The 24984-nt window shown below is 45.6% G+C and carries 19 protein-coding genes and 2 pseudogenes; 4 read left to right on the plus strand and 17 right to left on the minus strand.

Features of this window, described 5'->3' with window-relative positions; translation table 11 throughout:
* Positions 1-588 precede the first annotated feature (588 nt).
* The 15 genes and pseudogenes from QUB14_RS01440 to QUB14_RS01510 all read right to left on the minus strand — a co-directional run bounded on the left by QUB14_RS01440 (position 589) and on the right by QUB14_RS01510 (position 18327).
* Positions 589-2622, minus strand: coding sequence for an ABC transporter ATP-binding protein (locus QUB14_RS01440; protein WP_333214372.1), 2034 nt, complete (start codon positions 2620-2622; stop codon positions 589-591).
* A gap of 223 nt (positions 2623-2845) precedes the next feature.
* A complete protein-coding gene (locus QUB14_RS01445; RefSeq protein WP_333214374.1) occupies positions 2846-3358 on the minus strand; it encodes a hypothetical protein in 513 nt (170 codons plus the stop codon).
* Positions 3359-3682: 324 nt separating this feature from the next.
* Positions 3683-3886 (minus strand): hypothetical protein, encoded by a 204-nt coding sequence (locus QUB14_RS01450; RefSeq protein ID WP_333214376.1) that lies wholly within the window; start codon positions 3884-3886, stop codon positions 3683-3685.
* 162 nt (positions 3887-4048) lie between these two features.
* Complete coding sequence (locus QUB14_RS01455; protein WP_333214378.1) at positions 4049-4486, minus strand: DUF3574 domain-containing protein; 438 nt, start codon at positions 4484-4486, stop codon at positions 4049-4051.
* 508 nt (positions 4487-4994) lie between these two features.
* Positions 4995-5345: a hypothetical protein gene (locus QUB14_RS01460; protein WP_190658513.1), complete on the minus strand. Its 351-nt coding sequence runs from the start codon at positions 5343-5345 to the stop codon at positions 4995-4997.
* Between the two features lie 339 nt (positions 5346-5684).
* Positions 5685-6767, minus strand: a complete 1083-nt coding sequence (locus QUB14_RS01465) for an ABC transporter ATP-binding protein (RefSeq protein ID WP_333214382.1) — start codon at positions 6765-6767, stop codon at positions 5685-5687.
* 168 nt (positions 6768-6935) lie between these two features.
* Positions 6936-7799, minus strand: a complete 864-nt coding sequence (locus QUB14_RS01470; protein ID WP_333214384.1) for a carbohydrate ABC transporter permease — start codon at positions 7797-7799, stop codon at positions 6936-6938.
* 71 nt (positions 7800-7870) lie between these two features.
* Positions 7871-8779, minus strand: a complete 909-nt coding sequence (locus QUB14_RS01475; protein WP_333214478.1) for a sugar ABC transporter permease — start codon at positions 8777-8779, stop codon at positions 7871-7873.
* 148 nt (positions 8780-8927) lie between these two features.
* On the minus strand, positions 8928-10241 hold the full coding sequence (locus QUB14_RS01480; RefSeq protein WP_333214386.1) for an ABC transporter substrate-binding protein: 1314 nt from the start codon (positions 10239-10241) through the stop codon (positions 8928-8930).
* Positions 10242-10811: 570 nt separating this feature from the next.
* Complete coding sequence (locus tag QUB14_RS01485; RefSeq protein ID WP_333214388.1) at positions 10812-10958, minus strand: hypothetical protein; 147 nt, start codon at positions 10956-10958, stop codon at positions 10812-10814.
* A gap of 164 nt (positions 10959-11122) precedes the next feature.
* Positions 11123-12487 carry a DUF4912 domain-containing protein gene (locus QUB14_RS01490; protein WP_333214390.1) on the minus strand — a complete coding sequence of 455 codons (1365 nt, stop codon included), beginning with the start codon at positions 12485-12487 and terminating at the stop codon, positions 11123-11125.
* 817 nt (positions 12488-13304) lie between these two features.
* A pseudogene (locus QUB14_RS01495) lies at positions 13305-13437 on the minus strand (ISKra4 family transposase); the annotation flags it as partial.
* A 54-nt stretch (positions 13438-13491) separates the two neighbouring features.
* A complete protein-coding gene (locus QUB14_RS01500; RefSeq protein ID WP_333214392.1) occupies positions 13492-15405 on the minus strand; it encodes a TolC family protein in 1914 nt (637 codons plus the stop codon).
* A 53-nt stretch (positions 15406-15458) separates the two neighbouring features.
* Positions 15459-16631, minus strand: a complete 1173-nt coding sequence (locus QUB14_RS01505) for an ABC transporter permease (protein ID WP_333214394.1) — start codon at positions 16629-16631, stop codon at positions 15459-15461.
* A 73-nt stretch (positions 16632-16704) separates the two neighbouring features.
* Positions 16705-18327 (minus strand): HlyD family efflux transporter periplasmic adaptor subunit, encoded by a 1623-nt coding sequence (locus QUB14_RS01510; RefSeq protein ID WP_333214396.1) that lies wholly within the window; start codon positions 18325-18327, stop codon positions 16705-16707.
* A gap of 226 nt (positions 18328-18553) precedes the next feature.
* On the opposite strand from QUB14_RS01510, the pseudogene QUB14_RS01515 reads away from it, so the two are divergent.
* Together QUB14_RS01515 and cysS are read left to right on the plus strand one after the other, a co-directional pair.
* Positions 18554-18716 (plus strand): annotated as a pseudogene (locus QUB14_RS01515) (Uma2 family endonuclease); the annotation flags it as partial.
* A 71-nt stretch (positions 18717-18787) separates the two neighbouring features.
* A complete protein-coding gene (cysS, locus tag QUB14_RS01520) occupies positions 18788-20383 on the plus strand; it encodes a cysteine--tRNA ligase (RefSeq protein WP_333214398.1) in 1596 nt (531 codons plus the stop codon).
* A 91-nt stretch (positions 20384-20474) separates the two neighbouring features.
* Here the strand turns inward: cysS and QUB14_RS01525 are convergent, their stop codons facing one another.
* Positions 20475-21425, minus strand: coding sequence for an alpha/beta fold hydrolase (locus QUB14_RS01525; RefSeq protein WP_333214400.1), 951 nt, complete (start codon positions 21423-21425; stop codon positions 20475-20477).
* A 143-nt stretch (positions 21426-21568) separates the two neighbouring features.
* Here QUB14_RS01525 and QUB14_RS01530 point away from each other — a divergent pair, with 143 nt between their 5' ends.
* A complete protein-coding gene (locus QUB14_RS01530) occupies positions 21569-22681 on the plus strand; it encodes an AI-2E family transporter (protein ID WP_333214402.1) in 1113 nt (370 codons plus the stop codon).
* A 435-nt stretch (positions 22682-23116) separates the two neighbouring features.
* Here the strand turns inward: QUB14_RS01530 and QUB14_RS01535 are convergent, their stop codons facing one another.
* The gene (locus QUB14_RS01535; protein WP_333214404.1) at positions 23117-24052 is read right to left on the minus strand and encodes an OmpA family protein; all 936 of its coding nucleotides are present in this window, start codon (positions 24050-24052) and stop codon (positions 23117-23119) included.
* A gap of 240 nt (positions 24053-24292) precedes the next feature.
* On the opposite strand from QUB14_RS01535, the gene QUB14_RS01540 reads away from it, so the two are divergent.
* Positions 24293-24964, plus strand: a complete 672-nt coding sequence (locus tag QUB14_RS01540) for a hypothetical protein (protein ID WP_190658483.1) — start codon at positions 24293-24295, stop codon at positions 24962-24964.
* Positions 24965-24984: the final 20 nt, after the last annotated feature.

Here is a 24984-nt window from a genome sequence, read left to right on the forward strand (position 1 = left end):
TTGGCAAGCTCTAGCATTTAATAATATACGTAAATTTACGCAAAACCACCCGAGAACTAAGTGTATTTACGGCAGTAGCGAGCAATCTCTTTTTAGCTGGGGTGCACATTTTATAATTTTTCCGACTCAGAGAGAGAGTTTATCTATAATACTGCCTTAGATATTGCTGTTAGGCATTGGACATTTGGCCTAATTTAGCTAGTCCTGAGCGCAGAAACTCGCACTCCTAGGTGCACAACCTAATTATGTAGGCTGCCCCTGAAGCTGCTTACCGCGTTATACTAGCGTGTTATACCCCACTTTTTTCGTGTAGAAATAACTGGGTTTGATTTAGGAAAAGACTGCGCGGATCGCCCTGGCTGTGGGTTGAAAAACCCGGAATATGAATCAAGTTCAAGCAGGTTGAATTTGACCATAAATTATGAATTTAAAATAAAAATAAACTGCTAATTTGTGAAGATAAAATTAAAAAAATCTTCGTAGCAGTTTTTCGTTGACCGAGAGGTTCGCGCGTAAAGGCTAATTACTAATGGGTAATTGGTAACGGGCAATGGGTAATTGATACCAGTTTAAATCAAACACTAGAGATCAAACGTGTTTCGATTCATCTGCAGGCGATGGGGGCCAAGCAGCTTGGCGACCTAGTTGCTGTTGCCGAATTCGCTCCAAATTCCCTGCTGGAATAGAAGCTATAAGTTGTCGCGTGTAAGCTTGCTGCGGTTGGCGGTAAATGCGCTCGGCAGTGCCAATTTCCTCGATTTTACCTTTGTTCATGACGATCGCGCGATCGCTCATAAACTTGACCACGCTTAAATCGTGAGAAATAAAAATATAAGTTAGTCCAAACTCTGTTTGCAACTCCTTCAGCAAATTTAAAACTTGCGCCTGCACCGACACATCTAATGCGGAAACGGACTCATCGCAAATAATAAACTTAGGATTCAAAGCCAAAGCTCTAGCAATACAAATTCTCTGCCGCTGTCCGCCTGAAAACTCGTGAGGGTAGCGCCGCATAAAATCGGGGTTTAAACCCACTCTATCCAACAAATAAGCAGCGCGATCGCGCTGTTCTTTCTGGTTCTTACCAAAGCGGTGAATCACCATCGGTTCCATCACCGCATCCCCAACATTTAGGCGCGGATCGAGAGAACTAAAAGGGTCTTGAAAAATAATTTGCATATCGCGCCGCAGCCACCGCAATTTGCGATCGTACTCTTTTTGCATCCGATAATTAGCCATCCACTGCGCTGCCGAACTACCTTTCGCAGGAGGCGTAATTTCTTGACCTTCAAAAAACACTTTACCGCTGGCCGCCGGAATTAATTGCAGCAAAGCTCTCGCCAAAGTTGATTTGCCGCAGCCAGACTCGCCCACCAAACCCAAAGTCTCGCCCGGGTAAACCTCAAAAGAAATATCGTTTACCGCCATAAACAAGCGTTTAGTTTCGCCAAACATTCCCTGCACCGGAAAACCGACTCGCAAGTTATTAACAGCTAGCAAAGGGCCGGAAATATGCGGCAGCCGAGGCGGTTTTCCTGTTGCAAAAGCAGGATTTCCCCCGCTGCTGTCGCCGTCTAAATCAGCATTTTTCTCGACAATTACTAATTCGCCGCTAGCATTTGTGGTGACATCCATAAAATCGGAAACTGTCGGCAAGCGGCGCAGTTGCCGATCGAGAGTGGGGCGGCAAGCTAATAAACCTTTTGTGTAAGGATGTTGGGGATTGCTGAAAATTTGTTCGATCGCACCGCACTCAACAATCTTGCCTCGGTACATCACCGCCACCCTATCGCCAATTTCAGCAATGACGCCCAAATCGTGGGTAATAAAAATCATTGCCATGCCTCTAGAGTCCCGCAACTCCCGCAGCAAAGCTAAGATTGTTGCCTGCACGGTTACGTCCAAAGCCGTGGTAGGTTCATCAGCAATTAATAAAGTTGGATTGCAAGAAATGGCCATTGCAATCATCACGCGCTGGATTTGACCGCCTGAGAGTTCGTGGGGGTAGCGATCGAGCATAGCTTGTTTTTGGCCGTTGACGAGCTGCATCAAATCGCGATCGTCCTCTATAACTGCTTGATTCCCCCCAGCAGCCCGGGAATGCTCTTGCCGCAAAGCCAAACACCGCTGCCTGATCTCATCGTCGCCCGGTAGCAGCTTCACTTCTTGCAGCAGAGAAGCAGCTTGGCGCCGCGCTTCTGTCTGCGACACCTGTTGGTGCAAACAAATGGCTTCTGTGAGTTGAAATCCGATCGTATAAACTGGATTTAGCGAACTCATCGGCTCTTGAAAAATCGTCGCAATCTGGCTGCCCCGGTATGTTTGTTTTTCCCTGTCCGGCATTTCCAGCAGATTCACAGGCCCCTTGCTAGCACCGTCTTTTGTCGAATAAAACCAAATTTCGCCGTCAATTTTCGTTGACGAACTCGAAAGCAAACCCATAACAGCCAGGGATGTTACCGATTTTCCCGACCCCGACTCTCCCACGATGCCCAGAGTTTGCCCTCGCTTGACCTCAAACGAAATGCCGTCAACCGCTTTGACAGTTGCAGACGCATCGCCTGCGTCCGCAGATTGAAATTGAACCCGCAGGTTGCGAACTTCTAGGACGGTTTCACTCATGGAGGTCTATGGCAGTTAAATGGAGATTAAGTGGATTGTAGCAGGGCCTGTTCAAGGCAGAAGGCAGTAGGAAGATTTTAAGATTGCTTTGGATAACCGACGGCGAAAGCTAACATTCTTCGCAACGCTTCGCCGTGGATGAGTTTTGAATTTTAAATGGTTTATAACTTAAAACTCAAAACTCAGAACTACTGGAGTGCCTTCTGGCTGCCAATAATTTTCCTCAAAAACCGATGACTTGAGTGTCAGCAGGCAGTGCAGTGGCCTCGGAGACCTTTTTAAACACGGTTGCCTGTTCGTTTAAGGAATTAGGTCTCGCCTCTCCGGGATTGGTGCCTTGCAACTGAAGGCGCATTTGACCTTCGGGAGTCAACTCAAAAACAGTCTGAACGGTTTCTGTGCTGCTGAGACCGACATCAATGTGCATCGGTTTTTCACCGAGATTAACTTTGTACCTCATTTCTTTGGCCCGGGCTGCTCCGTCCGGGCCTTTAGCCATGAGAAACAATTTGCCTTCTGGGGCAAAGACGAAGGTGAAAGACTGACCGGAGGGGACTGTGCCTTGCCATTGGCCTAGGAGTTGCTTGTCGATGCTGCTAGCGGCCGGGGCTGCTGTTTCTTGGGCAATTATTGGTGCTGCTGCGGATGCGGGGCCGTGTGAAGCGTTGAAGCTGGCGAGGATGCCGAAGCAAAGGCCACCTGCGATCGCTTTGCCAATCATTTTTGAATTAGACATGAGACCGATCTAAAAATTAGTTATTTGTTTTGTACACTGTAGCGGTAAAACCGTACTTTGTTTAGTTTAAATCTCTTTTAAGAATAGATATAGCTTGAGGTTCACACCTGCAACGCAGTTGTCATCACCGAACTAAAGCTTTTCCTGAGCTTGTTGAAGGGTCACGGAGCTTTCAGTTTTTTCTTGTAAAATCCAATACAAATCAGCTTTTAGCTGCACAGTTCGCTGTTCTGAGTTGATTGTTCTTAACTCAAAACAGCGAACTGACTATTGCATTCGATCGCACAGATAGTTGGGCCAATCGATCGCATTAATAGTCTTTCATTAATTTTTTTCAGGATCGCGTTCGACTTGTTCTGTCGAAGATTCCGGCGCTGGTTCCTGTGGATTTTGCGATCGTTTCGTTCGCTCCAATGCCTCTGCGTAAGACCAAGCCACGCTCACAAGAAAAGCTTTCGCCATACCGTCCAAATCTTTTGAATCATCGCTTTCCGGCGGTTCAGCTTTTGGGTTGCCGTCGTTCGTCATGTTTTTGTTTTCTCCCGGGCAGGTTTTTCTAACGACTTGTTGCAGTGTGCGATCGATACCCAAAAATTATGATTTTTCTTGCACCAGCACCCTACTCATCTTTGAGGGTATGACCTTGCTCAGCACAAATAATATCATAAATACACTGATTGGATAACCGCATCAGAAAGAAACCTTAACTTCGCTGGTAGCCCGCAACACAGATTCTTGCTGGAAAGTGCGCTTGTAAGTTTCGATAATTTCATTAATAGCTTGATTTTTTTCCTGGCTACTTTCATAAATCAAAATAACTATTTTAGATTTTTCTCGAATCAGAATTCCCGAACTGTTGAGAAATTGCCCCGATCCGTCTAATACCGTTAGCCCTTCCCGAAAGCGAGGGGTAATAACTGCGCTGACAAACTCCTGCCATTCTGCTTCAGAAACTGGCTCGCCTCCCGGTTTAGTTAACCCAAAATACAGTTCATCTTTGAGGAGATTTGTTTGCTTGGCGTTAGTATCCGAAGTTTCGGGAAGTTGAGCGCGGGCAATTGTTGCCGGACAAACGGGCAGGATGAACAGCAGGCCGGTCAAGCAAAGACTGTTAAAATGTTTATTCATCAGGAATTACCTGGAACTTCTATATGTAGGGTGCAACTGAGATGTTGCACCATTCTCAATAAGCTTTGTATGAACAGGCAAGATGCCTGTTCCACAAGAAAATTCACTCTTTGTGGAACAGGCATCTTGCCTGTTCCTGAGAATGGTGCAAGATGTGAGGTGCAACCTAAGCGCCTTACCGCTTATTTATTAGTCTAAAGCGAAAGAGACGAAGTTTGCGTAGTTTGACCTCGAACTCGTATTCCAGAGGCTAGCTAAGTCACAATAGATTTGATTTAACATAAAGCGCTTCCAAGCCAAAAACCCAGTTTCATAAGAGAAACCGGGTTTATGAGCGTCAGTCTTAGTTTATTTATGCTAGCCTACTTGATTTTCTCTGCCGTATTAAGTAGCTCAACCTATTTAAACGTCAAACTGTTCAGGTGTTGAGAAACCCGCAAGGGCGAACACTCTTTAGGCTGCCCCTACAGCAATCAGGTTTCTCTGTGTTAGATTTTTTTAGCTGGACCTACTTATCCTTTAATTCGCGGACACTTCTCTTAGCAGTGTCTTGGTACATTTCACCGAATTCTTTCACGGCTGCTCCTGCCTCTTGACCAATCTTCTGAACTCGTTCGCCCGGAGAGTCTGACGTTTCGCGAGCTTCTTGCCTCCATTCCCGCGTTGTTTGGGGTCTTTCAGAATTGTTTAGATCGGCCTTTGAGCTGGCTTGCCCGCCAATACCTTGGTTACTGCGCGCCGAATCAACATTTGTTGTCAGAAGCAGAAAACCGACTAGGACAACACTCAAAAAACTCTTGATTTGAAAGCCCTTAAGCAGGGAACTAATGCGAGCAATGGCTGTGGAAATCAAATTCATCTCGGTCATACTCCCTAAGTTGATTGGTGATAATTTTCAACATTTTTTCATCTACTAATTGACTTGCTCCAAAATCAGCAGCTAACGCGAGGGAAAGCCAACTTAGCTTCAACTTGCCATTAACCACCTAAATAATAGAGTTATAGGTTAGCGATAAAATCTGGTAAACACGCAACCTATGTGTCAGCCAATTAGCTTTTTCACACATGAATATCACCTTAACAGCAGCCAAAGAGTTCTACCTCTAACTAAAGTCATAACTTAGTTATAAGCAAAAAAAATATTTTTCAGCACAGGGTTAGACCATTTCTAATCAATCATGCTATGCAGGGCAAATTCTTATTGCAAGCGATCGCCCGTTTTCACGTCAAACCAGTGCAGCAACTGAGGCGGGAAAACCAGCTCTACAATTTCTGAATTCCAGTGGCGGTCATTGGGCAGCAAAGCCCGCACCGTTACTGAGTCCACGCCTTTAACTCGGACGCTAACTAAATTTTGCATTCCCAAGTTTTCCACTAAATAAACCTCACCTTTAATGGCGTCTGGACCCGGCATATTGCCGGCCTCAGCATCTGCCAAGCCGACGTGTTCAGGGCGAATTCCCAACACAATTTCTGGCGGCACAGTCGGCATATATGGTAGTCGAACTCGAAAATCCCCCAACACAGCAAAATTGCCCTGGCATTTAAGCTCGAGCAAATTCATTTGCGGGCTGCCCACAAAACCCGCTACAAACCGATTTGCAGGACGAGTATAAATTAAGTGTGGCGGGTCTAGTTGCTGCACGTTGCCGCTGTTGAGAACTGCGACCTTTGTAGAAAGCGTCATTGCTTCGGTTTGGTCGTGAGTTACGTAAACTACAGGAGCTTTTTGGGAGGAAAATAATTGTTTGAGTTCGGCCCTAACTTTTTCCCGCAATAATGCGTCGAGATTGCTCAAAGGTTCGTCTAGCAAAAATACTTCCGGTTGGCGCACTAATGCGCGGCCGAGGGCGACTCGCTGCCGCTGTCCGCCTGATAGTTTTCCGGGTTTGCGATCGATTAATTCCGTCAATCCGAGGGATGTTGCAACTTCTGTCACTAATCGGTTGATTTCGCTGGAGGGGATTTTGCGAAGTTTCAGGCTCGACGCCATATTCTCGTATACTGTCATGTGCGGATAAAGCGCGTAACTTTGAAAAACCATTGCAATATCACGATCGCCCGGTCTGAGATAAGTGACATTGCGATCGCCAATTCTAATCTCGCCTCTAGTCGGCTGTTCCAACCCTGCAATTAACCTGAGCGTCGTAGATTTGCCGCACCCCGACGGCCCCAACAAAGTCAGAAATTCCCCTTCGCTGACATCCAAACTAATGTCTTTTACGGGAACTACTTTAGGGCTGTAGGTTTTATTGAGGTTTTTGAGTTGCAATTTTGCCATGATTTTTAAACTGTTGACTGTTGACTGTTGACTGTTGATGTTTACTCGTTACCAGGCTCTGCCTGGTAACGCAGATCCGGAGGCTCTGCCTCCAATTTTCCTGTTTAAAAAGCGAGGCAGAGCCTCTAGATATCGGTTCCGAGGCAGAGCCTAGGAACGAGTTCTAAACTATCCTTTTACCGCCCCCGCAGTTAAACCTTGAACGATGCGCCGCTGGAATACTAAAACCAGGAAAACTAAGGGTAATGTTCCCAAAACGGTGGCTGCGGCGATCGGGCCGTAAGGAATCTCAAATACTGACACCCCGCTAAGTTGAGCCGTTGCGACGGGAATGGTTTTTAGAGATTCGCGAGTCATAAATGTTAGTGCAAATATAAACTCGTTCCAAGCTGAAATAAATGTCAAAATTCCAGTTGTGACTAAAGCTGGAAATGTCATCGGTAGCACGATTTGCCACAGCATTTGAAAAGTGTTGTATCCGTCTACTTTAGCCGCATCTTCCAAATCTTTTGGCAACTGTTGAAAGAAACTCCGCATCACCAAAATTGTCAGCGGTAGATTGATAGCGGTGTAAGGAATAATTAATGCTAAATAATTATTCCCTAAACCCAAAGCTTTGACAATTTCTAGAAGTCCTAAAAATAGCAGCACCGCCGGAAATAGGGTAACTATCGTCACAGTTGCCAGGATGATTCTCTCCCCCCACAACCGCAACCGGGCTAAAGCGTAAGCTGCGGGAGCTCCTACAGCCAAACACAGCAATGTGGAAGTAATCGAAACAAAAGCGCTATTTAAAATGTAAAGTGCAAACGGGCGGCGCTGGAATAGGGACAGGTAATGCTCGAAAGTAATTCGTTTGGGAATGTAGACGTTGGGAATCGCTGAAATATCTGCATTTACTTTGAAAGAAGTTAGCACCTGCCAGATAATAGGTGCGAGGAAATATGCGACGATTAAGAGTGCTGAGATTGGCAAGATTAATTGGCGGATGTCAAAGGTTTTTTTGGTGGGTTGTTCGCGGGCGATCGACATAATTTATACCACTGAAATAAAAGTGCAACTGTTGGTTATCTAAAATCTCAAATCCCAAATCTAAAATAATCTTAGTTTCCTCCTGCTGCATTGGTGCGGGCTCTCGATAACAGGTAAGCGGCGATCGCAACTGCTGCCACTAACATCAAAAAAGTACACACCACCAAAGCCGCCCCGTAGCCAAAGTCTAAATACCTCATCACCGTGCTGTAAATGTAGATAGAAACCGTCTCCGTTGCTCCCGCCGGCCCCCCTCCCGTCATCACCTGAATCAAGTCAAAAATGCCGAAAGACTGGGCAAATCGAAACAGCAAAGCAATCACAATTTGGGGCATCAGCAGGGGCACAGTAACTTGACGGAAACTCTGCCAGCTACTCGCGCCGTCAATGGCGTGGGCTTCGTACAAATCACCTGGAATTGACTGCAATCCCGCTAGCAAAAGCAAGCTGACAAAGGGCGTCGTTTTCCACACATCTGCTGTAATCACTGCCATCATTGCCAACGTCGGATCTCCCAGCCAGCTAATGCTATTTTGAATCAATCCTAATCGCCTTAAAATGTCGTTAATTACGCCGTATTGGTCGTTAAAAATCCACGCCCAAGCTACTCCCATCAATGCAGTGGGCAGTGCCCAAGGTAGGAGGGAAATTGTGCGAACAATGCCACGCCCTGTGAAAGATTGATTTAAGACTAAGGCAATACCCATACCGAGAATTAATTCCAGCAAAACAGAGACGACTGTAAATACAGTGGTGTTGCCTAAAGTTTGCCAGAAACGCCCGTCCCCTAACATTCGACTGTAGTTAGCAAAACCGGAAAAAACCAGTTTTAATTCTGTACCGAGGTTTTGGGTGAATAAACTCAGCCAAAAAGCGCGCAATATTGGGTAAGCAAATACTAGCATCAGAATTATCAAAGCTGGTGCTACTAATATCCATCCGGTTTTTTGTTCGCGCTGTCGCATCTTGTCTAATTGCATATTGTTCACCTTTAATTTATTTTTGGGCCGGATAGAAGCCCACCCCAGAATTGAATTAACTTTTTGTGGAACAGGCATCTTGCCTGTTTCCAACTCTTTGTGGAACAGGCATCTGGCCTGTTTCTAACAGAAAACCAAGATGTCAGTTTTACGAAGCTTGGGGTTGTTTTAAACTGCCTAATAAATTACGAGTTTCGCTAGCTGCTGCTTTCATTGCTTGTTCTGCACTCATTCTCCCGGTAAAAGCTGAACTCAAATAGCGCTGCAAAATATCAGAAGCTTGAGCGTATTGTGCCAGGGGCGGCCGCAAAGCTGGCCGTTCCACTACTTTTAGCAGTTGCGGGTAGTGAGGATATTTGGCGACTATTTCTTTGTTGGTAAACAGCGATTTGTAACTGGGAATTAAACCAGTTTCTAAAATAAATTTGCGCTGGGTTTCCTCGCTGGTAAGATACTGAATTGCTTTCCAGGCTTGTTCTGGATGTTTTGAGGTTTTGGCAATTCCCCAGCCCCAGCCACCCAAGCAGGAACCGCCTGTTTTACCCGTACTGCTGAGCATTGGCTCGATCGCAATTTTGCCTCTAACATTCGATCCTTCGGCATTTGCAAGCTTCCAAACATACGGCCAGTTTCGCAAAAACAGCGCTTTGCCATTTTGAAACAACAGCCGGGTTTCTTCTTCGCCGTAGGTGGTGACACCCGGAGGAGAAATGCCGGAGGCGATCGTTTTTTTGAGAAATTCTACTGCTTTAATTGCCTCGGGTTTATCTAACCCAACTTCAAAAGTTTGAGGGTTTGCCCAAAAGCCGCCAAAACCGGAGAGCACCTCGACAAACATCGCAGATACTCCCTCGTATTGTTTGCCTTGCCACAGATAACCCCAAGTTGCTTTTCCCTGTTTCTGCAAGTTTTGAGAGATTTTTACCATCTCTTCAAAGGTTTTCGGCGCTGGAATTTTCGCTTGTTCTAAAATGTCTTTGCGGTAGTAAAGCATTCCGGCATCGGAAGCGTGGGGAATTCGGTAAAGTTTGCCTCGATACCGCCCGCCTTCGACGTTACCTTGGATGAATTTTGATAGTTGTTCGGGGGAAATTCTGTCTGTCAAATCGCTTACCCAACCTGCGGCTGCAAATTTGGGAACCCAGACAATATCCATGTTGATGATGTCGTAGGGCGATTCGCCTAAAAGAAAGGCAGATGTGTAAAGATTTTCTATGAGGTTGGTGTCAAAAGGCCCTTCTATGAGGTTGATGCGAATGTCGGGGTTTTTCTGTTCAAATTCTTTGACAAAGGGTCTCCAGTTAACAATGTCTTGGCCTTGCATTAACATGGTGAGCACGACTGGCTGTTGAGTCAGTGCCGGCAGAATAAATAAAAGCAAGACGGTGGCTAATGTGACAGCGAATAAGGCTAAAAGGCGAGGCTTCTGCCTCCGTTGCGGCGGGGAATTGATTTTTTGCATTTGTTTTTGAGAAGTGGCTGTGCGATCGCCTTCTTTCTCTCATAACTCGCTTTCTTTTGTTTCGCTGGATTTACCGAGTTTGTGCAATAAAAATTTAAGTAAACTTTAGCTTACTTAATAATGCTTGAGTGAAGAGTGCAAATTTTGATTTAACTAGCAACAACGGGATTTAAGTAAACATCTATCTACAGATAGATATTAATAAAATTGTCTGATATCAATTCCGGTTGCCCTCCTCATGATTGTTGACTGTTTGCTGTTGACTAAAATTATGCTTTCGCGCCAACAGACTTTTTGGACATTTGAACAATATTGATGCAACCGGAAACGATATAAGTAAGATAGCCGTTGTCAATCGCATGAAATAAAGTAGGGACTTAGGCAAGGCCTAATTTTCTACGAATGCTCGCATACAATCTATCTTTATCCCTACTTTTAAGAATTGGTATAGCTTCGGTCGATCGCCCACTTGCCAGGTATTTTGCCATATAGCAACCGCCCTGATGGTGAGGACATTCTTAATTGCTAAAACCCATGCAGTAGATTGATTCTTCCTTCTCTCCTAGATAACTAAAACTTCTCTCCTAGATAACTAAAATTTTCTTCCTTCTTCCTTCTTCCCTCTTCCTCCTTCCTTCTTCCCTCTTCCTCCTTCCTTCTTCCTTCTTCCTTCTTCCTTCTTCCTTCTTCCTTCTTCCTTCTTGCTTCTAAATACAAAAAACACCGCTCCTCAAAACAGGAGAACGGTGTATAGGGGGTGTTATGGGTTGTTGTCTGGGATTAACCTTAACAAATCACGATCGGCTGGGGCTATGCCTTGTGATGGTTCAAAAATTGGCACAAACCTGCATGAGCGCCCGCCGCTCGATCGACCTTTGGGATTAGCCCAACCATTCCACAACGGCATCTTGCTTGGTATTGGTGCGCCGTTCTGGGGTTTCGCGGTTGAATTTCAAGTGGATGGCGCGGTTTTGCTCGCCGTCTGCTGCTACTGCAAAAATCGGATAGTCGATTAAGCCGTCTTGGAAGGACATCTGGAAGCGGAAAGTGCCGTCAGCATTGAGTTTAATCGGCTGTCCGCCTACGTAGACGGTAGCGTCGGGTTCGGTGGCACCGTAAACGATCAGTTCGGCATCAGCAACTAACCAGAACTGGCGGGGGCGCATCGGGGCGGCGAAGCCAACTCCCGACATACCAACACCTGACATACCGAAACCGGACATCGTGAGGCCGGACATACCGACACCCGACATGGTGAGGCCGGACATACCGACACCCGACGCGGTGAGGCCGGACATACCGACACCCGACGCGGTGAGGCCGGACATGGTGGGAGCCGCCCACATTCCGACGCCGGAGGGGAACACGTAGGAACTGAGAGCTTGTTCGTGGATGCCCACTTGCTGGACGGAACCGGCGACGTGCTGCATGGAACCGAAGACAGAACCCGCTACCCGCAGGGATTCGGCAGATTCTGCCATGCCGAAGATTTGTTCGTAGATGGCGTTGCTGGTGCTGTAACCGAAGCCATTGGCTGCTTGTGCGACTTTCTTGGCCGGAGGAACCAGTTCCGCGAAGGTTTTGCCTTGCAATTCTTCTTCCCAGTCGAGGGTGATGAATTGATCTTCAATCCAGTCGCTGGGATAGACGGGAGGAACGCGAACTTGGGCCGATCGAGCTAATACCAGCCAGCGGCCGTCTGCACAGCGGTAGCCGATGTCGATCGCGTAGTCGCGATCGCTCACGGGGATTGGCACGTACCATTCCCGCGCCAGTTCGTCGCAGGGATATTCTTGAATGCTGTGCGGGCTTTGGTTGTCGAGGTTAACATCTGTAACGTCGTAGATCCGCAGGGCGAGTTGCTGTCCTCCTTGGCGGCGCAATTCTTCTTTGCGATCGTTGGGGATGTCCCAGTAAGTGTAGGCCCATTCTGGGTCGCGGGGCATTAAAACAACCCGGCTTTCGCCGTAGCCGTTGGGCAAATCTGCTAAACCTTCATCTACAGATGACAAAGAACCGCCGGTTCTATCTTCTTGGCCGAGTTCAAACTTTGCTGCTTCCACTGCTTCTTGTGCCTCTAGTTTGCGAGATGGACTGTATGAAAATTTTGTGCGCTGAATTTCTTGAATTGATGCCAGAAGTTGCGATTTCCGCATCCGGCTGTAGCGAGAGACTCCACATTCGCTAGCAACTCTGCGGAGTTGTCGCAAAGTCATCTCTTCTAATGGTGGGCGTTCTTTTGCCATGAGTTTGTTCTCCACTAATTTGGGATGGCGGGTTAGATTTTTCCTCTCAACACAAATGTGTTGATTTTTTGAGTTAGAAACTCTTTTAAATGCAAATATGATCGAGCTTCCAAATCTCTCCAACCTTTGAAGCCTTGCTTGTTTTTAGCTTGTCTTATCCCCCATGCGATCGAGGGTTGTGACTTCTGGGCTTCTGCGCGCACCGTTCGATCTAAATAAAGCTTTATCTGTCGATTCTTGATTGACAAGATCGATTTTGTGAGTGCGACCGGTGCTGCTAGCAACGCTGTGCTGGCAGCACACGCGCTATTCGACTCCCAGGGCTGCTTAATCCAAGCATTTCTTTGGGATCGCTTTGTCATGACTTAATGTTGCAGACAAGTTGCGATCGGGTCAAGGGGTCTTTTCCCTCAATCCTGGGTACTTATACGCATTTTCGTGATTTTGGGGATCACTTTGTCAGGGAATCTTGACATTTGGGAGATTTGCGGGATCGGTGTTGAAGCAAAGGTCAGGATTTGATGACAAATGGGGAGAGGGGCTTTTGATGGGTTTGGAGGGTGGGGGCGATCGTTTAGAATGGATATGTCTTTGCGAATATGACAAAGTGGAAGACTTTCTCTATAATCCAATACGCTTGGGTTAGTGCTAAAAAACAGATCGTGCGTAGGTTGGGCCCGTGGAACGAACCCTCCGTTTCACTCCGCCCAACATTTTCGCTACAATTTTCCTTAACTGAACCGTATTGCTCTATAATCCTTCTAACAAGAAGGCTTCGCGGGAGCATCCCGATTTTGCAAAAATATTAGACTGCAAATTAACCATTCAAGTAGGCACAACGCAGTTGTAACATTTGCGAAACACTTTCAGATTTCTACTGTGAAGAATGAAATTTTTAGCCTTGTACCTATCTGCTTGACGGCTGATTCTACCGCTCCCGATCCGATGGAGCCTGGTTGGAATTACTGACAAGTCTCATTCAATCCGATAACAACTAACTAACATCATTCTTCATTTTCAATCCTCACCTGCCAAGTATCCAAAGTAGTACCTATTATTTTATCAAGATTTGTCAAAGCATTAAAATAGGCAATTCTCGCATTAAGTTCTGCATTTTTAGCCTCTATTAAATCCTTCTGAAAAGTCACAATATCGATAATACTCCGAGAACTTTCCACTCCCAATTTTCTTTTTCCTCGCTCTATTTCTAATTGCTTTTGCGCTAACTCCCTTGACTTTTGAGCTAGTTCTACTTGCTTAAGATTCAAATTTATATCTCGAATTGCATTTCTGACCTCAACTTCGAGCTTTTGATTGTACTCCTTTAAATTATTCTCAGCTTGTAATAGCTTAACACGACTATTCTGAAAATCTCGCTCAATTTCTCTATTTCCAAATTCGCGAGTCAAAACCAGTCCCGCTCTCAAATCCGAGCTGCTGTCTGAAAGATTAGTAGCATTATTATTATAACTTGCATTTACATCCAATTTCCATTTGCGCTTATTTTCCGCTACGAGCAATTGATATTTAGCGATTTCCCGGTCGAGCTGTCCTTGTAAATAATCAGGACTATTTGACAGAGCTAATGGTAGAATATTAGAGAAATCCAGAGGGTTAGTCTGTACGGCAGCATCTTCTCTTGCTATTATATTAAGATTGCGATCGAGGTCTAGAACTTGCAGCAGTGCTAATCTTGCCTTCTTCAGTTGCTCCTCACTAGCTAATACTGTCCCTTCCCGATCTGCCACAGCTTTTTCACTTGTAAAAATCTCAACTTTTGCTACCCTTCCTGCCTCAATCAAAACCTGATTAATCTCCAATTGCTGACGGGCACTTTCCAGAGAACTTTGTGAAATTTTAACTTGTTCCTGAGCCTTAATCAACTCTCGATAGGTTAAAATTACTTTAGTAATTGTCTCAATTAGCCTCGATTTCAAACTCAGAATATTTCTTTTTTCACTCAGGCGAGCAATCTCAATTGGTGCTCGATTGACAGCAACTCCAGCTCCCCTTAACAGAGGTTGGGTAAAATTTAACCTGAGATTTTGACTTAAAGAATCTTCACTATTAATGCCAAAACCATTCGCATCTTGTCCTTGTTTACTACTCCAAACAAAACTTATATTCCCTCCTGTGGGAATTTTGACACTCACCTGGGCAGATAAATCGACTTCGCCAGTAGTGGCGACTCTTCCCCCATTCCTCCAACGAATTGAGGACACGGATAGTGTCGGTGTAAAAATAGGGACAAATAAGCCTTCTTCTACGGCTAAATCTTGTTTTTGGACGATGCGTTTGAGGTATTGATTTTTGATATCTCTGTTGTTTTCTAAGCCTAAAAATACAACTTCCTGGAGTGTCAGTTCAACCCCTAATTCATCCGCTATAGATTGCTGTTGAAGAGTTGGATTTTGGGTATTTTCAGGTATTGATTCTGCTGTTATTTCTGGATTTGGTGGAACTTCATAAATTACTATTGATTCTGGTGGGACAGGTTTCTTTTGAGTAGATTTTGTTAATACTTCGGAATTGGGGATTGGGGATTGGGAATGGGAAATTGGTGAGTGTTTGATTTTACTTGTGGGATTTTCGCCGGGGAATTGAGGAATAACTATTCTCTGGTTGGTAGTTGGCGTTTCTATCTGATTTTGGGGTTTAATGAGCGCCTGATTTTGCGGTAGATTTTGGATGTGTGGGAGATGTTTTTTAGTGGTAAGTGGCAGAATTTTGGGCGCGATCGCAGATTTAGAGCTAACATCACTTTTGACTGTTGAACTAGACTTAAAAGCAACAGCAAATATCGCCAATAGCCCACAGGTTGCAAGCATAACTAGGCTAAAACGAAATATCCAAGGAATCTCGTAGCGAGCAGGGTAATCGCTATTTGGGAGATAATCTTCGTGCGGTTGCTCAGTCATGCTAACTCCAGTTATTTCTGCAAGTAATGCTAGGGCGATTTCCTACGGGATGACTACCCTTGACGCAGCGCTTTAACAGGATCGAGTTTACTCGCTCGCAGAGCCGGGAGAAATCCAGCTCCCACTCCCACAGCTAATGCCGATCCTAAAGCCAAAGCTGCTGTGTTGCTGTCAAATTTATAAGGCAACTTAAAAACATCCGCTACCACCACCGTTAACCCGTGTACCGTCACAATAGCAGCAATTCCGCCCGCTAAACTCAGAATTACTGCTTCTAGAATAAACTGCAACATTATATCTCTCTGAGTAGCCCCTATCGCACGTCTCAAACCAATTTCTGGGGTACGTTCCATCACCGCCGCGATCGTAATATTAGCAATACCAACCCCTCCCACCAATAGCGAAATTACCCCCACTGCCAATAGTCCCTGTGAAGCAAGTTCCAGAATTTCCTGCTGCTCCAAAATTTGCTTAACATTGTTCCGAGTATTAACCTCTGCTTTGGGGAAGCGCTGCTTCAAAACCTTTTTTGCCTGCTTTTCCATTCGTTTAATATCTTTGAGATTATAAGGTCGCACCAAAATTGAGTCAATTCTCTGACTACCTGTCATCGCTTTGTAAACCGACATCGACACCCACATTTCCGCTTTGGGTTTGCCAAAAAAGCCTTCCTTGCTCTCCATTACGCCAACAACAATGTAAGGTCTGCGGTCAGCATAAATGCGCTGCTCTACAGGTTTAGTGCCACCTTTAAAAAGTTGTGCCGCCAGCATTTCATCAATTACCACGACAGGTCGATAATTAGTAAAATCATTATGGGAAAAAAAACGCCCCTCAATTAATCGCCGCCCCGATGTCAATAAATGATCTTGAGAAACAGCGAAGATATTAGTTTGCGCTTCTTCAGCCTGAAATATAACTTTTTTGTTAAAAACAAACCAAGTTGCTGCGCTAATCGCCTGAATTCCTTTCAGCCGATTCCGTAAAAATTCCATATCTTCTAACTTCAAACCTAAGCCATCCCAGATAGTGATTCTAAATTGAGGTGCTTCTCGCTTGGCTAGTTGTTCAGCAATCACCGCGCGGCTAATGTTGCCAACTTGCAACGTTGCGCTGACCGCAGCTACACCCATGAAAACTCCGACTGTAGTTAGGGCAGAGCGCAAAAGATTGCCACTTAGGGAAATGCAAGTAAGGCGGAGGAGGTCTAAAGGAGAAAGGCTCATAAGTAATTAAAAATCAAAAATCAACATTTCGTACATTAATAAAATTAGCTAATTTGATCCTACTCTTTAATTTTTATTCCAGATCGTCACCCTCTGTTTTTTCTTTCTTTTTAGTTGTTTTTTCTTCCTGAATAGGAGTTCCTGGCTTTAAGGAAGGTTCAGGAGGGGGTATCACAGCACTGTCACCTGGCCGCAAACCAGAAGTTATTTCTACCTGTGTCAATCCTTCTAAACCTAATGTAACTGACCGTTTCTGGGCTTTGCCTTGACTGTCACGAATCCACACAAAAGGCTTAGACTCCGATCGCACAATTACCTCTGTATCTAAAACTACTACCTTCTGGCGCTGCTGCAAAATTATCTCCACATTCACTTGACTCCCTGGAATCAAAGTCCGGGTTGGAGCATCGAGTCTTACTGTTGCAGGAACCGTTGGCTGACTGCCTTGATTAGAGTCGTCATTTCCTTTACTATTACCACTTTGAGCAAGAATATATAAGCTGTCTACTTTTCCTGAAAACTGCTTAGGATTGGGCCCAATAATGCTGATACGGACGGACTGCTTGGGTCTAACTTTAGCAGCATTGAGGGTAGAAAGCTGTAGTTTTACCAGTTCTTGTGAAGGGTCACCTAATGTCAAAAGCTCTGTTCCCTGCGGCACTCCGTCGCCATTTTTAACTTGAATATTAAGTACCTTGCCATCAATAGATGCAGTCACCATATTGTTTTTTAGTTCCTGTTCTTTTTTTCGGTACTCAAGCAGAGAGCTTTGGAGAGTGGGGCTATGTGTAGCAACTTCTAACTGAGCTTGTCGCACTCCTGACTCAGCAGCGATCACTTTTTCCTGAAGATCTTGCTCTTTATTTTGTCGCTGAATTTGCCGACTTTTGAGGTCGAGCAAATCGGTGTTGATTTGAGACTGTTCCTCTCGTAAACTGACTTTAGCCTTGCGAACTTCGTCTTCTTGGGATCGCACGTTATCTGCCGGAATATAACCTCTTTCAACTAATGCTTTTTGCTCGGTAAGTTTCCGCTCAGCAGCAGCCAAAACCACCTCAGCGTCAACAACTTTTTGGCGATTCTTTGCTAAGGCAATTTCCTGTTTTTTAATTTCTAATAATTCGTTATTTTGCCCGGATTTATAATTTTGAAGTCTCCCTTGGGCGATACTGAGCGTTTCCTGGGCTGCGACAAGTTTTTGGCGGAAGCTTTCTAGAGTGAGTTTTTGTTTTTGAATCTCCAACTCTTGCTGGCTGAGAATTGTTTGTTTTTCGGGGTTACGAAGAGTGATTAAGTTCTGACCAGATGTGATATTTTGCCCGATTTTTACTAACACTTCATCAACAGTAGCATTAACGGGAGATTTAAGAGTTTGTTGACCAGCCAATTCAATAGTGCCGCTTTCATTAAGCGTATCTTCAATATCGCCAAGTTTGACGGGTATCAAGCGCACTCCTATGGGTTCGGGAGGTCGATTTTGATATAACCCGTAGGCAAATAAGCCGCCGCCGATGCCTAGAGTGAGAAAACTAGACCACAGTAGCCATTTGACTCCTGTGTTGAAACTATTTTTTTCTTTATATTTCACTGTCAACTCCTCCCCTACAAACTGTAAATAACTGTTAAGCGTGCGCGATCGCCCTTTAACCGTTTTGGTTACTGTTTGGATAAAAAAAGGCAACTTTGGGGCTGACATATTCTAGCATCTGTTGACGTACTACTTTCTCTCTTCCCTTCTAAGGTCGGTATTTCTTCTGAATCTGTATTGCTTTCTAAGTCTGACAACCTGGAACCATTGCGAGAAAAAATGCGGGAATATAGCCTTTCTCAGTAACATGAGGTGCTCTTGGGGATTGGGCATCGGGCATAAAAGCATGGGGCATCGAACTAGCCCGTGTATTTCACTTTCTTGAGAACCGCTATACATCGCAAATGGAGCCATTTTGGGATGGTTAATCGATCGCAAAAACCAGAAAGTTGAGATATACCGGCAAAGTCGGGATGTCAATATTAGATAATCTCAACACTTTGTCAGGGGAAGATATGTTACCGGGATTTGTCTTAGATTTAACAGATGTTTGGTAGTGACACCGAAAGATTCGCCAAGAGCAATATAATAAATTAGAGCAGTACATTAATCTCAAATCTCAAATCCCATGCCCCTAACGCTTTACAACAGCTTGACCCGTCGCGAATCACCTTTTGAACCCCTCGAACCAGGAAAGGTGCGGATGTACTGCTGCGGCGTTACGGTATACGATTACTGCCACGTCGGCCACGCCCGCGCTTACATTGTCTGGGACATGGTGCGCCGCTATCTGATGTGGCGGGGATACGATGTGCGCTACGTGCAGAATTTTACAGATATTGACGACAAAATTCTCAACCGCGCCCGCGAAACCAATTCCACAATGGAAGCCGTGGCGGAACGCTTCATCGAGGAATATTTTGCAGATATGGACAAGCTGAATATTCTCAGGGCTGATGAATATCCCCGCGCCACCCATACAATGGACGGCATTAAACGGCTGATTCACGAATTAGAAAATAAAGGTTATGCCTATGCTTCCGGCGGCGACGTTTACTACAACGTGAGGCAATTTCCAGATTACGGAAAACTTTCTGGCCGCAAGTTGGAAGAAATGCAAGCCGGGGCTAGCGGTAGATTAGAAACCGCAGAAATAGAAGCTCAAAAAAAGCAAGATTCCTCTGATTTTGCCCTGTGGAAAAGTGCTAAACCGGGAGAACCTGCTTGGGATTCATCTTGGGGAAAAGGTCGCCCCGGATGGCACATCGAATGTTCGGCGATGCTGCGCGATTGCTTGGGCGAAACAATTGACATTCACTGCGGCGGTTCCGATTTAACTTTTCCGCACCATGAAAACGAAATTGCTCAATCTGAAGCCGCGACTGGCAAGTCACTTGCTAATTATTGGATGCACAATGCTTTTGTGACTGTCAATGGCAAAAAGATGTCGAAATCTTTGCACAATTTTATTACAATTCGCGATTTGTTGGATGGGAATTGGTCAGGTGATTTGGAATCTAACCCCCCCCAGCCCGCCCTTGGTAAAGGGGGGAGTAAGAATGAAGGAAGCGAGAAGTCAAAAGCGGTAGAACCGATGGCGGTGAGGCTGTTTGTGTTAACAGCGCAGTACCGCAGTCAAATTGATTTTACCGAAGAGGCGATCGCCTCTGCAAAAAATGGCTGGCATACTCTTGAAGAAAGCCTACTTTTTGGTGATTTGCACGGTTCCCAATTGGGCTGGAATTTAGATAAAATCAAGAAATTGCCCATAGGGGAGAGTGAGGCTGTACAGCAATTTAGAGCAGCGATGGATGATGATTTCAATACTCCTAATGCTTTAGCTGTTGTGTTTGAATTGGCGAAGGAATTGCGGCGCGAAAGGAATATAATTGTGCATGGGGGAAAAACGGAAATGCCTTCGGAAGTGTTGCAACAAAAGTGGCAGACTCTTGTTAAGTTAGCCGAAGTTTTAGGATTTAAAAAACCCAATCTCGTCCCGCTAAGTGCGACTATCAATATCCCTTCCGCATCTTTCAGTATTAATAAAGTTGAAATCATTAGGGGATTAACTGATGAGGAGATTGAGGTGATGATTCAGCAGCGGAAAGATGCCCGAAAAGCTAAGAATTTCGCTGAGGGCGATCGCATTCGCAACGAACTTAAGGATCGAGGCATTACTTTGATCGATCAAAAAGATGGTACAACCATCTGGCACCGGAGTTGAAATTTAGAGTTTTTTAACCGCAGATGAACGCGGGTGAACACCGATGAAATTCCATCCGCGTTCATCTGTGTTCATCTGCTGATATCTGCGGTTAAAAACTCCCATTCACAAACTCCGCAACAGCCACGACAAATTCTGCGGTGGATTCATAGGGCAAAACATTCCGCCCCGGCATTAATAAACCTTCCGCATTGGGAAAATGAGCTAAATATTGCGCTAATCTTTCATCGGGTTTCTCTTCTTTACCCGCTTGACTGATGCTTGAGGCTTTTTCTCCCATCACAATGAGTGCAGGTCGATCGAACTTTTGAATCGTACCGCTGTAATCCTGGCGCCAAAACCCCGCTAAAAACGAGAAAACCGCGTGTCTGCTGTCAGGATTGGCCGCGCCAGCCTGCAAAGCATCCAACCATTCGCTGTCCACTTTTGCCGCATCGCCAAACAGTTGTTTCACTGAAAAAGAACGCAAAAAGTCAGCGCGTCTGGCGTAGCGGTAAAAAGCGTTTCCCAAGGGAGAATTTAACAAGTTCCAGACAATCCGTTGCTGTCTTTCTGTCGAATGTTTGTTCATCACCCCCCAAGCGGGAGGCCCCGCGAGGACTAAGCCGCGAATTAAATTTGAGCCGCTTTCCTGCTGCATTTTTGCTAAAGCCAAGCCTACAGACAGTAAAGCACCTTGCACGAGTACGATCGCAGGTTTTTTGACTACAGTTTCCAAGAAATACTGCAACTGTGCGGCCCAATCGTCTGGATAGCAAGCCACAGCGGGCATTTCGCAATCGCCGCAGCCCAAAAGGTCGGGATTGTAAATCGGGTTGGTGTTACCTGCTTTGTACCAACTCTCACAAAATCTATGCCAAAAGATTCTTGACAAGCCAACTCCTATCGGATGAATTAATAACAAAGGGATGCTATCTTCTGTCGCAGTAGTTGGGTTATAAACTTCATAAGCACAGCGATAATTTTGCCATTCGTAAAACAGCGTTGGTGACTTTATAGACGAAATAGTGGAGAAATGTTGGGTTGAATATGGGGGTTGCATATTATTTTTTGAACCGATGTTACTTTTTATTATAAGATGAGTAGGTGCGGGTTTTACCCGACATATATTTGGTAAATGAGAAGATAAATAAACCCGCCCTGCGGGATGACATAAGCGCCAATACAAACCTTGATTACTTAATCATGTCAGAACAGCGGATTACCATTTCTTTACCTAACTTGCTGCTAATTGTAGCATCGTCGTTGCTGCTAGTGCTGCTGTGGCAATTGCGGAGCCTGCTAGTAATTCTAATGATATCAGTCGTGCTGGCTGCTTCGATCGTCCCGATCGTTAATTGGGCCCAAACCATGCGGGTTCCGCGCTGGCTGGCGGTGATTATGGTTTATTTAACTCTCATCGGCGGATTTAGCGGGACGGTAGTGTTAATCGGGCCCACGGTCATCGAACAAATAGAGTTACTGCTGCGGCAGTTACCAGTTTATGTCGAAAGTTTGCGAACTGTGGCAACTAATTTATTGAGTCGCCTAACCGACGATGCCCCAACCTTGGTGGGTCAGTTGGTGGACACTCAATCGCTGACTAATTGGCTGATTCGATCGAGCCAACAACTGGTTTTGCGATCGTACAGTTTAACGAGAGGCATCCTAGGCGGGGTCTTCAGCCTAGTTTTAGCATTATTTATTTCAGGTTACATGGTTGCCGACAGCGACACATTAATCAAAAGTTTGGTGCAGTTTTTCCCAAAACCTTGGGACGCAAGATTAGCCGCACAAGCCGCGCCAATCGGTCAAAGAATGGGGAGTTATATTCGCGGGCGAGTGTTAGTTTCGGGCATTTTAGGGATATTTATTACCACAGGTTTGAGCATTTTGGGAATGCCGGAATTTGCTTTAGGCTTGGGTGCGATCGCAGGTGTTACCAACTTGATTCCCTTCATCGGCCCCGTGTTGGGAGCAGTACCAGCATTAATCGTAGCATTAGCTAAAGGTGGCTGGGTACTTTTGTGGGTATTACTGTTATTTGTAATAATCCAGAATTTAGAAACTTACGTACTCGATCCTTTGCTGGTTGGTTCATCGGTTGGTGTGCATCCTTTATATCAATTGCTGTCTGTCTTGGGAGGGGTTCAAGTATTAGGAATTATTGGAGCTGTAATTGTGCCGCCTTGGTTTGCGGGAGTGGCAGCTTTGATTGAAAACTTGTATTTAAAACCAAAACTTAGGAGCGAACATCGAGAGGCAATAGATCGGGCTAAAAATAATTCTGACTTGCCACCTCTTACACCTTCGGCGTGATAGCGGGGAAGATGGGGAAATGGGGGAGCATCTCAATGAAAGCAGCCAAGCCCCAAATTGGAGTTAGGAGTTAGGAGCCAGGAGGAAAGAGTCAGAAGGAAGGAGTCAGAAGGAAGGAGCCAGAAGAAGTGTTTTTACAAATATGAAATGCTTCCGAAATGGGGCTATAGGGAGAGGGGAATTGAAATATTTAATTTATATCGTTTCTGTTGGCATCAGCATAATATGCTTGAAAGTGCAGTGCGAGCTTAAGAAATTGCAAAAAAAACACTCACCATATCTTAATCTCGCACTATTAACTAAAGACTAGACTTGAATTTTAGCCTTCCCAAACAATCTTGAAATGCTTCTGCTTTGCCTCTGCTGTTCCCCTCTCAATCAAAATATTTATGCAATAAGTCTAATGACTGATGACTGATTACCGATCGCTAAAAACTAAGGATTAATTGCCACTTCAATGCGACGGTTGCGCTGCCGATTAGCATCAGAACTATTATCCACCGAAGGGCGACTTTCCCCATAGCCGATCGCCACCCAATGATACTTCTGACCTAGCACACCAGACAAATACTGCACCACAGCCTGAGCCCGCGCAAACGACACATTGCGATTGTCCCCCGCTTCCCCCGCGTCGTCAGTGTGGCCCGCAACGCGCACAGTTGCCCCCTCGTGATTGCCCAACTCCGCCACCAAATTGTCCAAAATCGCATTAGTTCCCGCGCGCAAAGAAATGCTGCCAGTATCAAACAAAACATCGCTGGGTAGAGTCACCATCAGCCCATCCCCCCCAAACACCGGATTATTGGCATTCTGTGGCGTAGTATTCACCGTTTCAGGGTTCAGACTCGGGCTGCTGCCGATCGCAGGTAAAGCAGGGGCCAGACTTGCCGCCGTTTCCGGCGCCGCCAATTCCCGCGACATCAACTGCAAACGCTTTTCCAAAGTTTCCGTCGGGCGACTGCTGCCCAACTGACTCTCCAAAGCCGCCGTGCGACCAATCAGCGCGTTGAGTTCACCCTGCAACTGTCTCAAATCCGACTGCAATTTCTCTCTCTGGGCAGGACTGACTTTGGACTGGGGAGTCGGTGTAGCGCTTGGTGGCGGAAGCGCCGGAATTGGCGTTGCTGGGGCGCGTTTCGGGCTGGAGGTCAAATTTTGAGTTACACGCAGCAATCTCTCTGCCAGCGGCATCTCCGTCGCGCCTGACGGATAAATTTGAGCGATCGTCATCCCCAAAACCCACGCAAAACCGCTGCCCACCCCCAGCAGCAGCAGTCGAAAAATCAGTGACAGTACAAGCAAACCTTTTCCCCGCGACTTGGAGACGCGAGTGGGGGGGATTGAAGGTTTTTGCTTAAAAGATCGCGTCATATTTCATCCCTCTCGGTGTACATACCAGATTAATTTCGATACTATCTTACCTATCCGATTGGAAATTTGAGATTTGAGATTTGAGATGTGCCCTCCCATCTAAGATCTAAAAAAGAAACCCGGTTTCTATAAATCTGGGGTTTAGTGGCGAAGCATCGAGGCAGAAAGCAGGTTTCTAGTCCGTTGCGTGCCACCCTGAATCTGTTGGATAATTCAGTAAAACTTTTGGAAAAAAAACCGATGACTGACCCTTTAAATAGCCCTTATCCCGTTCCTTGGGAATGGATTACTGCCACTCATGCTAAAGTGAGTTCCACTGCCGGCACAGGCCTCCGCTATTATCGCAGTCCATCCCTAGTTTCAACTAACGGCCAATACGCAGCTTACAGTCGAATTGAGTTGCAAGTGCAGCCGGAATTCTCCCGGTGTCGGGTTAGCAGTGTCATGTTTGTGGAAAATCTCAAAACCGGGGAACTGCAAACAGTGGCGGCTGCTTCGCCACTGGCAGAAAGTGGGATGTATGCTAGCGATGATACAGATATGTCCGGGACGATCGCCATTTTAGTGCCTGTTTCTTGGAATCAAGACGGTTCCCGCATTCTCGCCCGCGAATTTGAAGCACTTTTCAACTCTTCCGATATGTCCGACTACGGTGTCATTTGGGACAAAAATGATAATTACACTTATACCGTTGCTCCCGCTCGCAGTCTTTACACTCATGCTGTATTGTTGGGTTGGAGTCAAGTTTGTCCCGGAAAAGTTCTGTTCCGCGCCGGCAATTTGGGCGATCGATCTTGGCCTCTTTGTGCCGTTGATATGACAGGGCAAACGGTAGCAGTCACCGAGGACAAACCCCTAGTTTTCGGCAGTCAAGCCAGCACAGACTGGATCGAACCTAAAACTCGTTTTTAGATATTATGGCGGTATTCTCT

The organism is Microcoleus sp. B3-D2 (assembly GCF_036705345.1).
Lineage (GTDB): Bacteria > Cyanobacteriota > Cyanobacteriia > Cyanobacteriales > Microcoleaceae > Microcoleus.

What these genes read in the sequence shown, in the direction of transcription:
- QUB14_RS01475 (WP_333214478.1), bottom strand. Translation starts at nt 8,779, where the DNA reads ATGCAATTAGACAAGATGCGACAGCGCGAACAAAAAACCGGATGGATA.
- QUB14_RS01530 (WP_333214402.1), top strand. Translation starts at nt 21,569, where the DNA reads ATGTCAGAACAGCGGATTACCATTTCTTTACCTAACTTGCTGCTAATT.
- QUB14_RS01480 (WP_333214386.1), bottom strand. Translation starts at nt 10,241, where the DNA reads ATGCAAAAAATCAATTCCCCGCCGCAACGGAGGCAGAAGCCTCGCCTT.
- QUB14_RS01460 (WP_190658513.1), bottom strand. Translation starts at nt 5,345, where the DNA reads ATGAATTTGATTTCCACAGCCATTGCTCGCATTAGTTCCCTGCTTAAG.
- QUB14_RS01455 (WP_333214378.1), bottom strand. Translation starts at nt 4,486, where the DNA reads ATGAATAAACATTTTAACAGTCTTTGCTTGACCGGCCTGCTGTTCATC.
- QUB14_RS01535 (WP_333214404.1), bottom strand. Translation starts at nt 24,052, where the DNA reads ATGACGCGATCTTTTAAGCAAAAACCTTCAATCCCCCCCACTCGCGTC.
- QUB14_RS01450 (WP_333214376.1), bottom strand. Translation starts at nt 3,886, where the DNA reads ATGACGAACGACGGCAACCCAAAAGCTGAACCGCCGGAAAGCGATGAT.
- QUB14_RS01445 (WP_333214374.1), bottom strand. Translation starts at nt 3,358, where the DNA reads ATGTCTAATTCAAAAATGATTGGCAAAGCGATCGCAGGTGGCCTTTGC.
- QUB14_RS01465 (WP_333214382.1), bottom strand. Translation starts at nt 6,767, where the DNA reads ATGGCAAAATTGCAACTCAAAAACCTCAATAAAACCTACAGCCCTAAA.
- QUB14_RS01500 (WP_333214392.1), bottom strand. Translation starts at nt 15,405, where the DNA reads ATGACTGAGCAACCGCACGAAGATTATCTCCCAAATAGCGATTACCCT.
- QUB14_RS01490 (WP_333214390.1), bottom strand. Translation starts at nt 12,487, where the DNA reads ATGGCAAAAGAACGCCCACCATTAGAAGAGATGACTTTGCGACAACTC.
- QUB14_RS01440 (WP_333214372.1), bottom strand. Translation starts at nt 2,622, where the DNA reads ATGAGTGAAACCGTCCTAGAAGTTCGCAACCTGCGGGTTCAATTTCAA.
- QUB14_RS01510 (WP_333214396.1), bottom strand. Translation starts at nt 18,327, where the DNA reads ATGTCAGCCCCAAAGTTGCCTTTTTTTATCCAAACAGTAACCAAAACG.
- QUB14_RS01505 (WP_333214394.1), bottom strand. Translation starts at nt 16,631, where the DNA reads ATGAGCCTTTCTCCTTTAGACCTCCTCCGCCTTACTTGCATTTCCCTA.
- QUB14_RS01525 (WP_333214400.1), bottom strand. Translation starts at nt 21,425, where the DNA reads ATGCAACCCCCATATTCAACCCAACATTTCTCCACTATTTCGTCTATA.
- QUB14_RS01540 (WP_190658483.1), top strand. Translation starts at nt 24,293, where the DNA reads ATGACTGACCCTTTAAATAGCCCTTATCCCGTTCCTTGGGAATGGATT.
- cysS (WP_333214398.1), top strand. Translation starts at nt 18,788, where the DNA reads ATGCCCCTAACGCTTTACAACAGCTTGACCCGTCGCGAATCACCTTTT.
- QUB14_RS01470 (WP_333214384.1), bottom strand. Translation starts at nt 7,799, where the DNA reads ATGTCGATCGCCCGCGAACAACCCACCAAAAAAACCTTTGACATCCGC.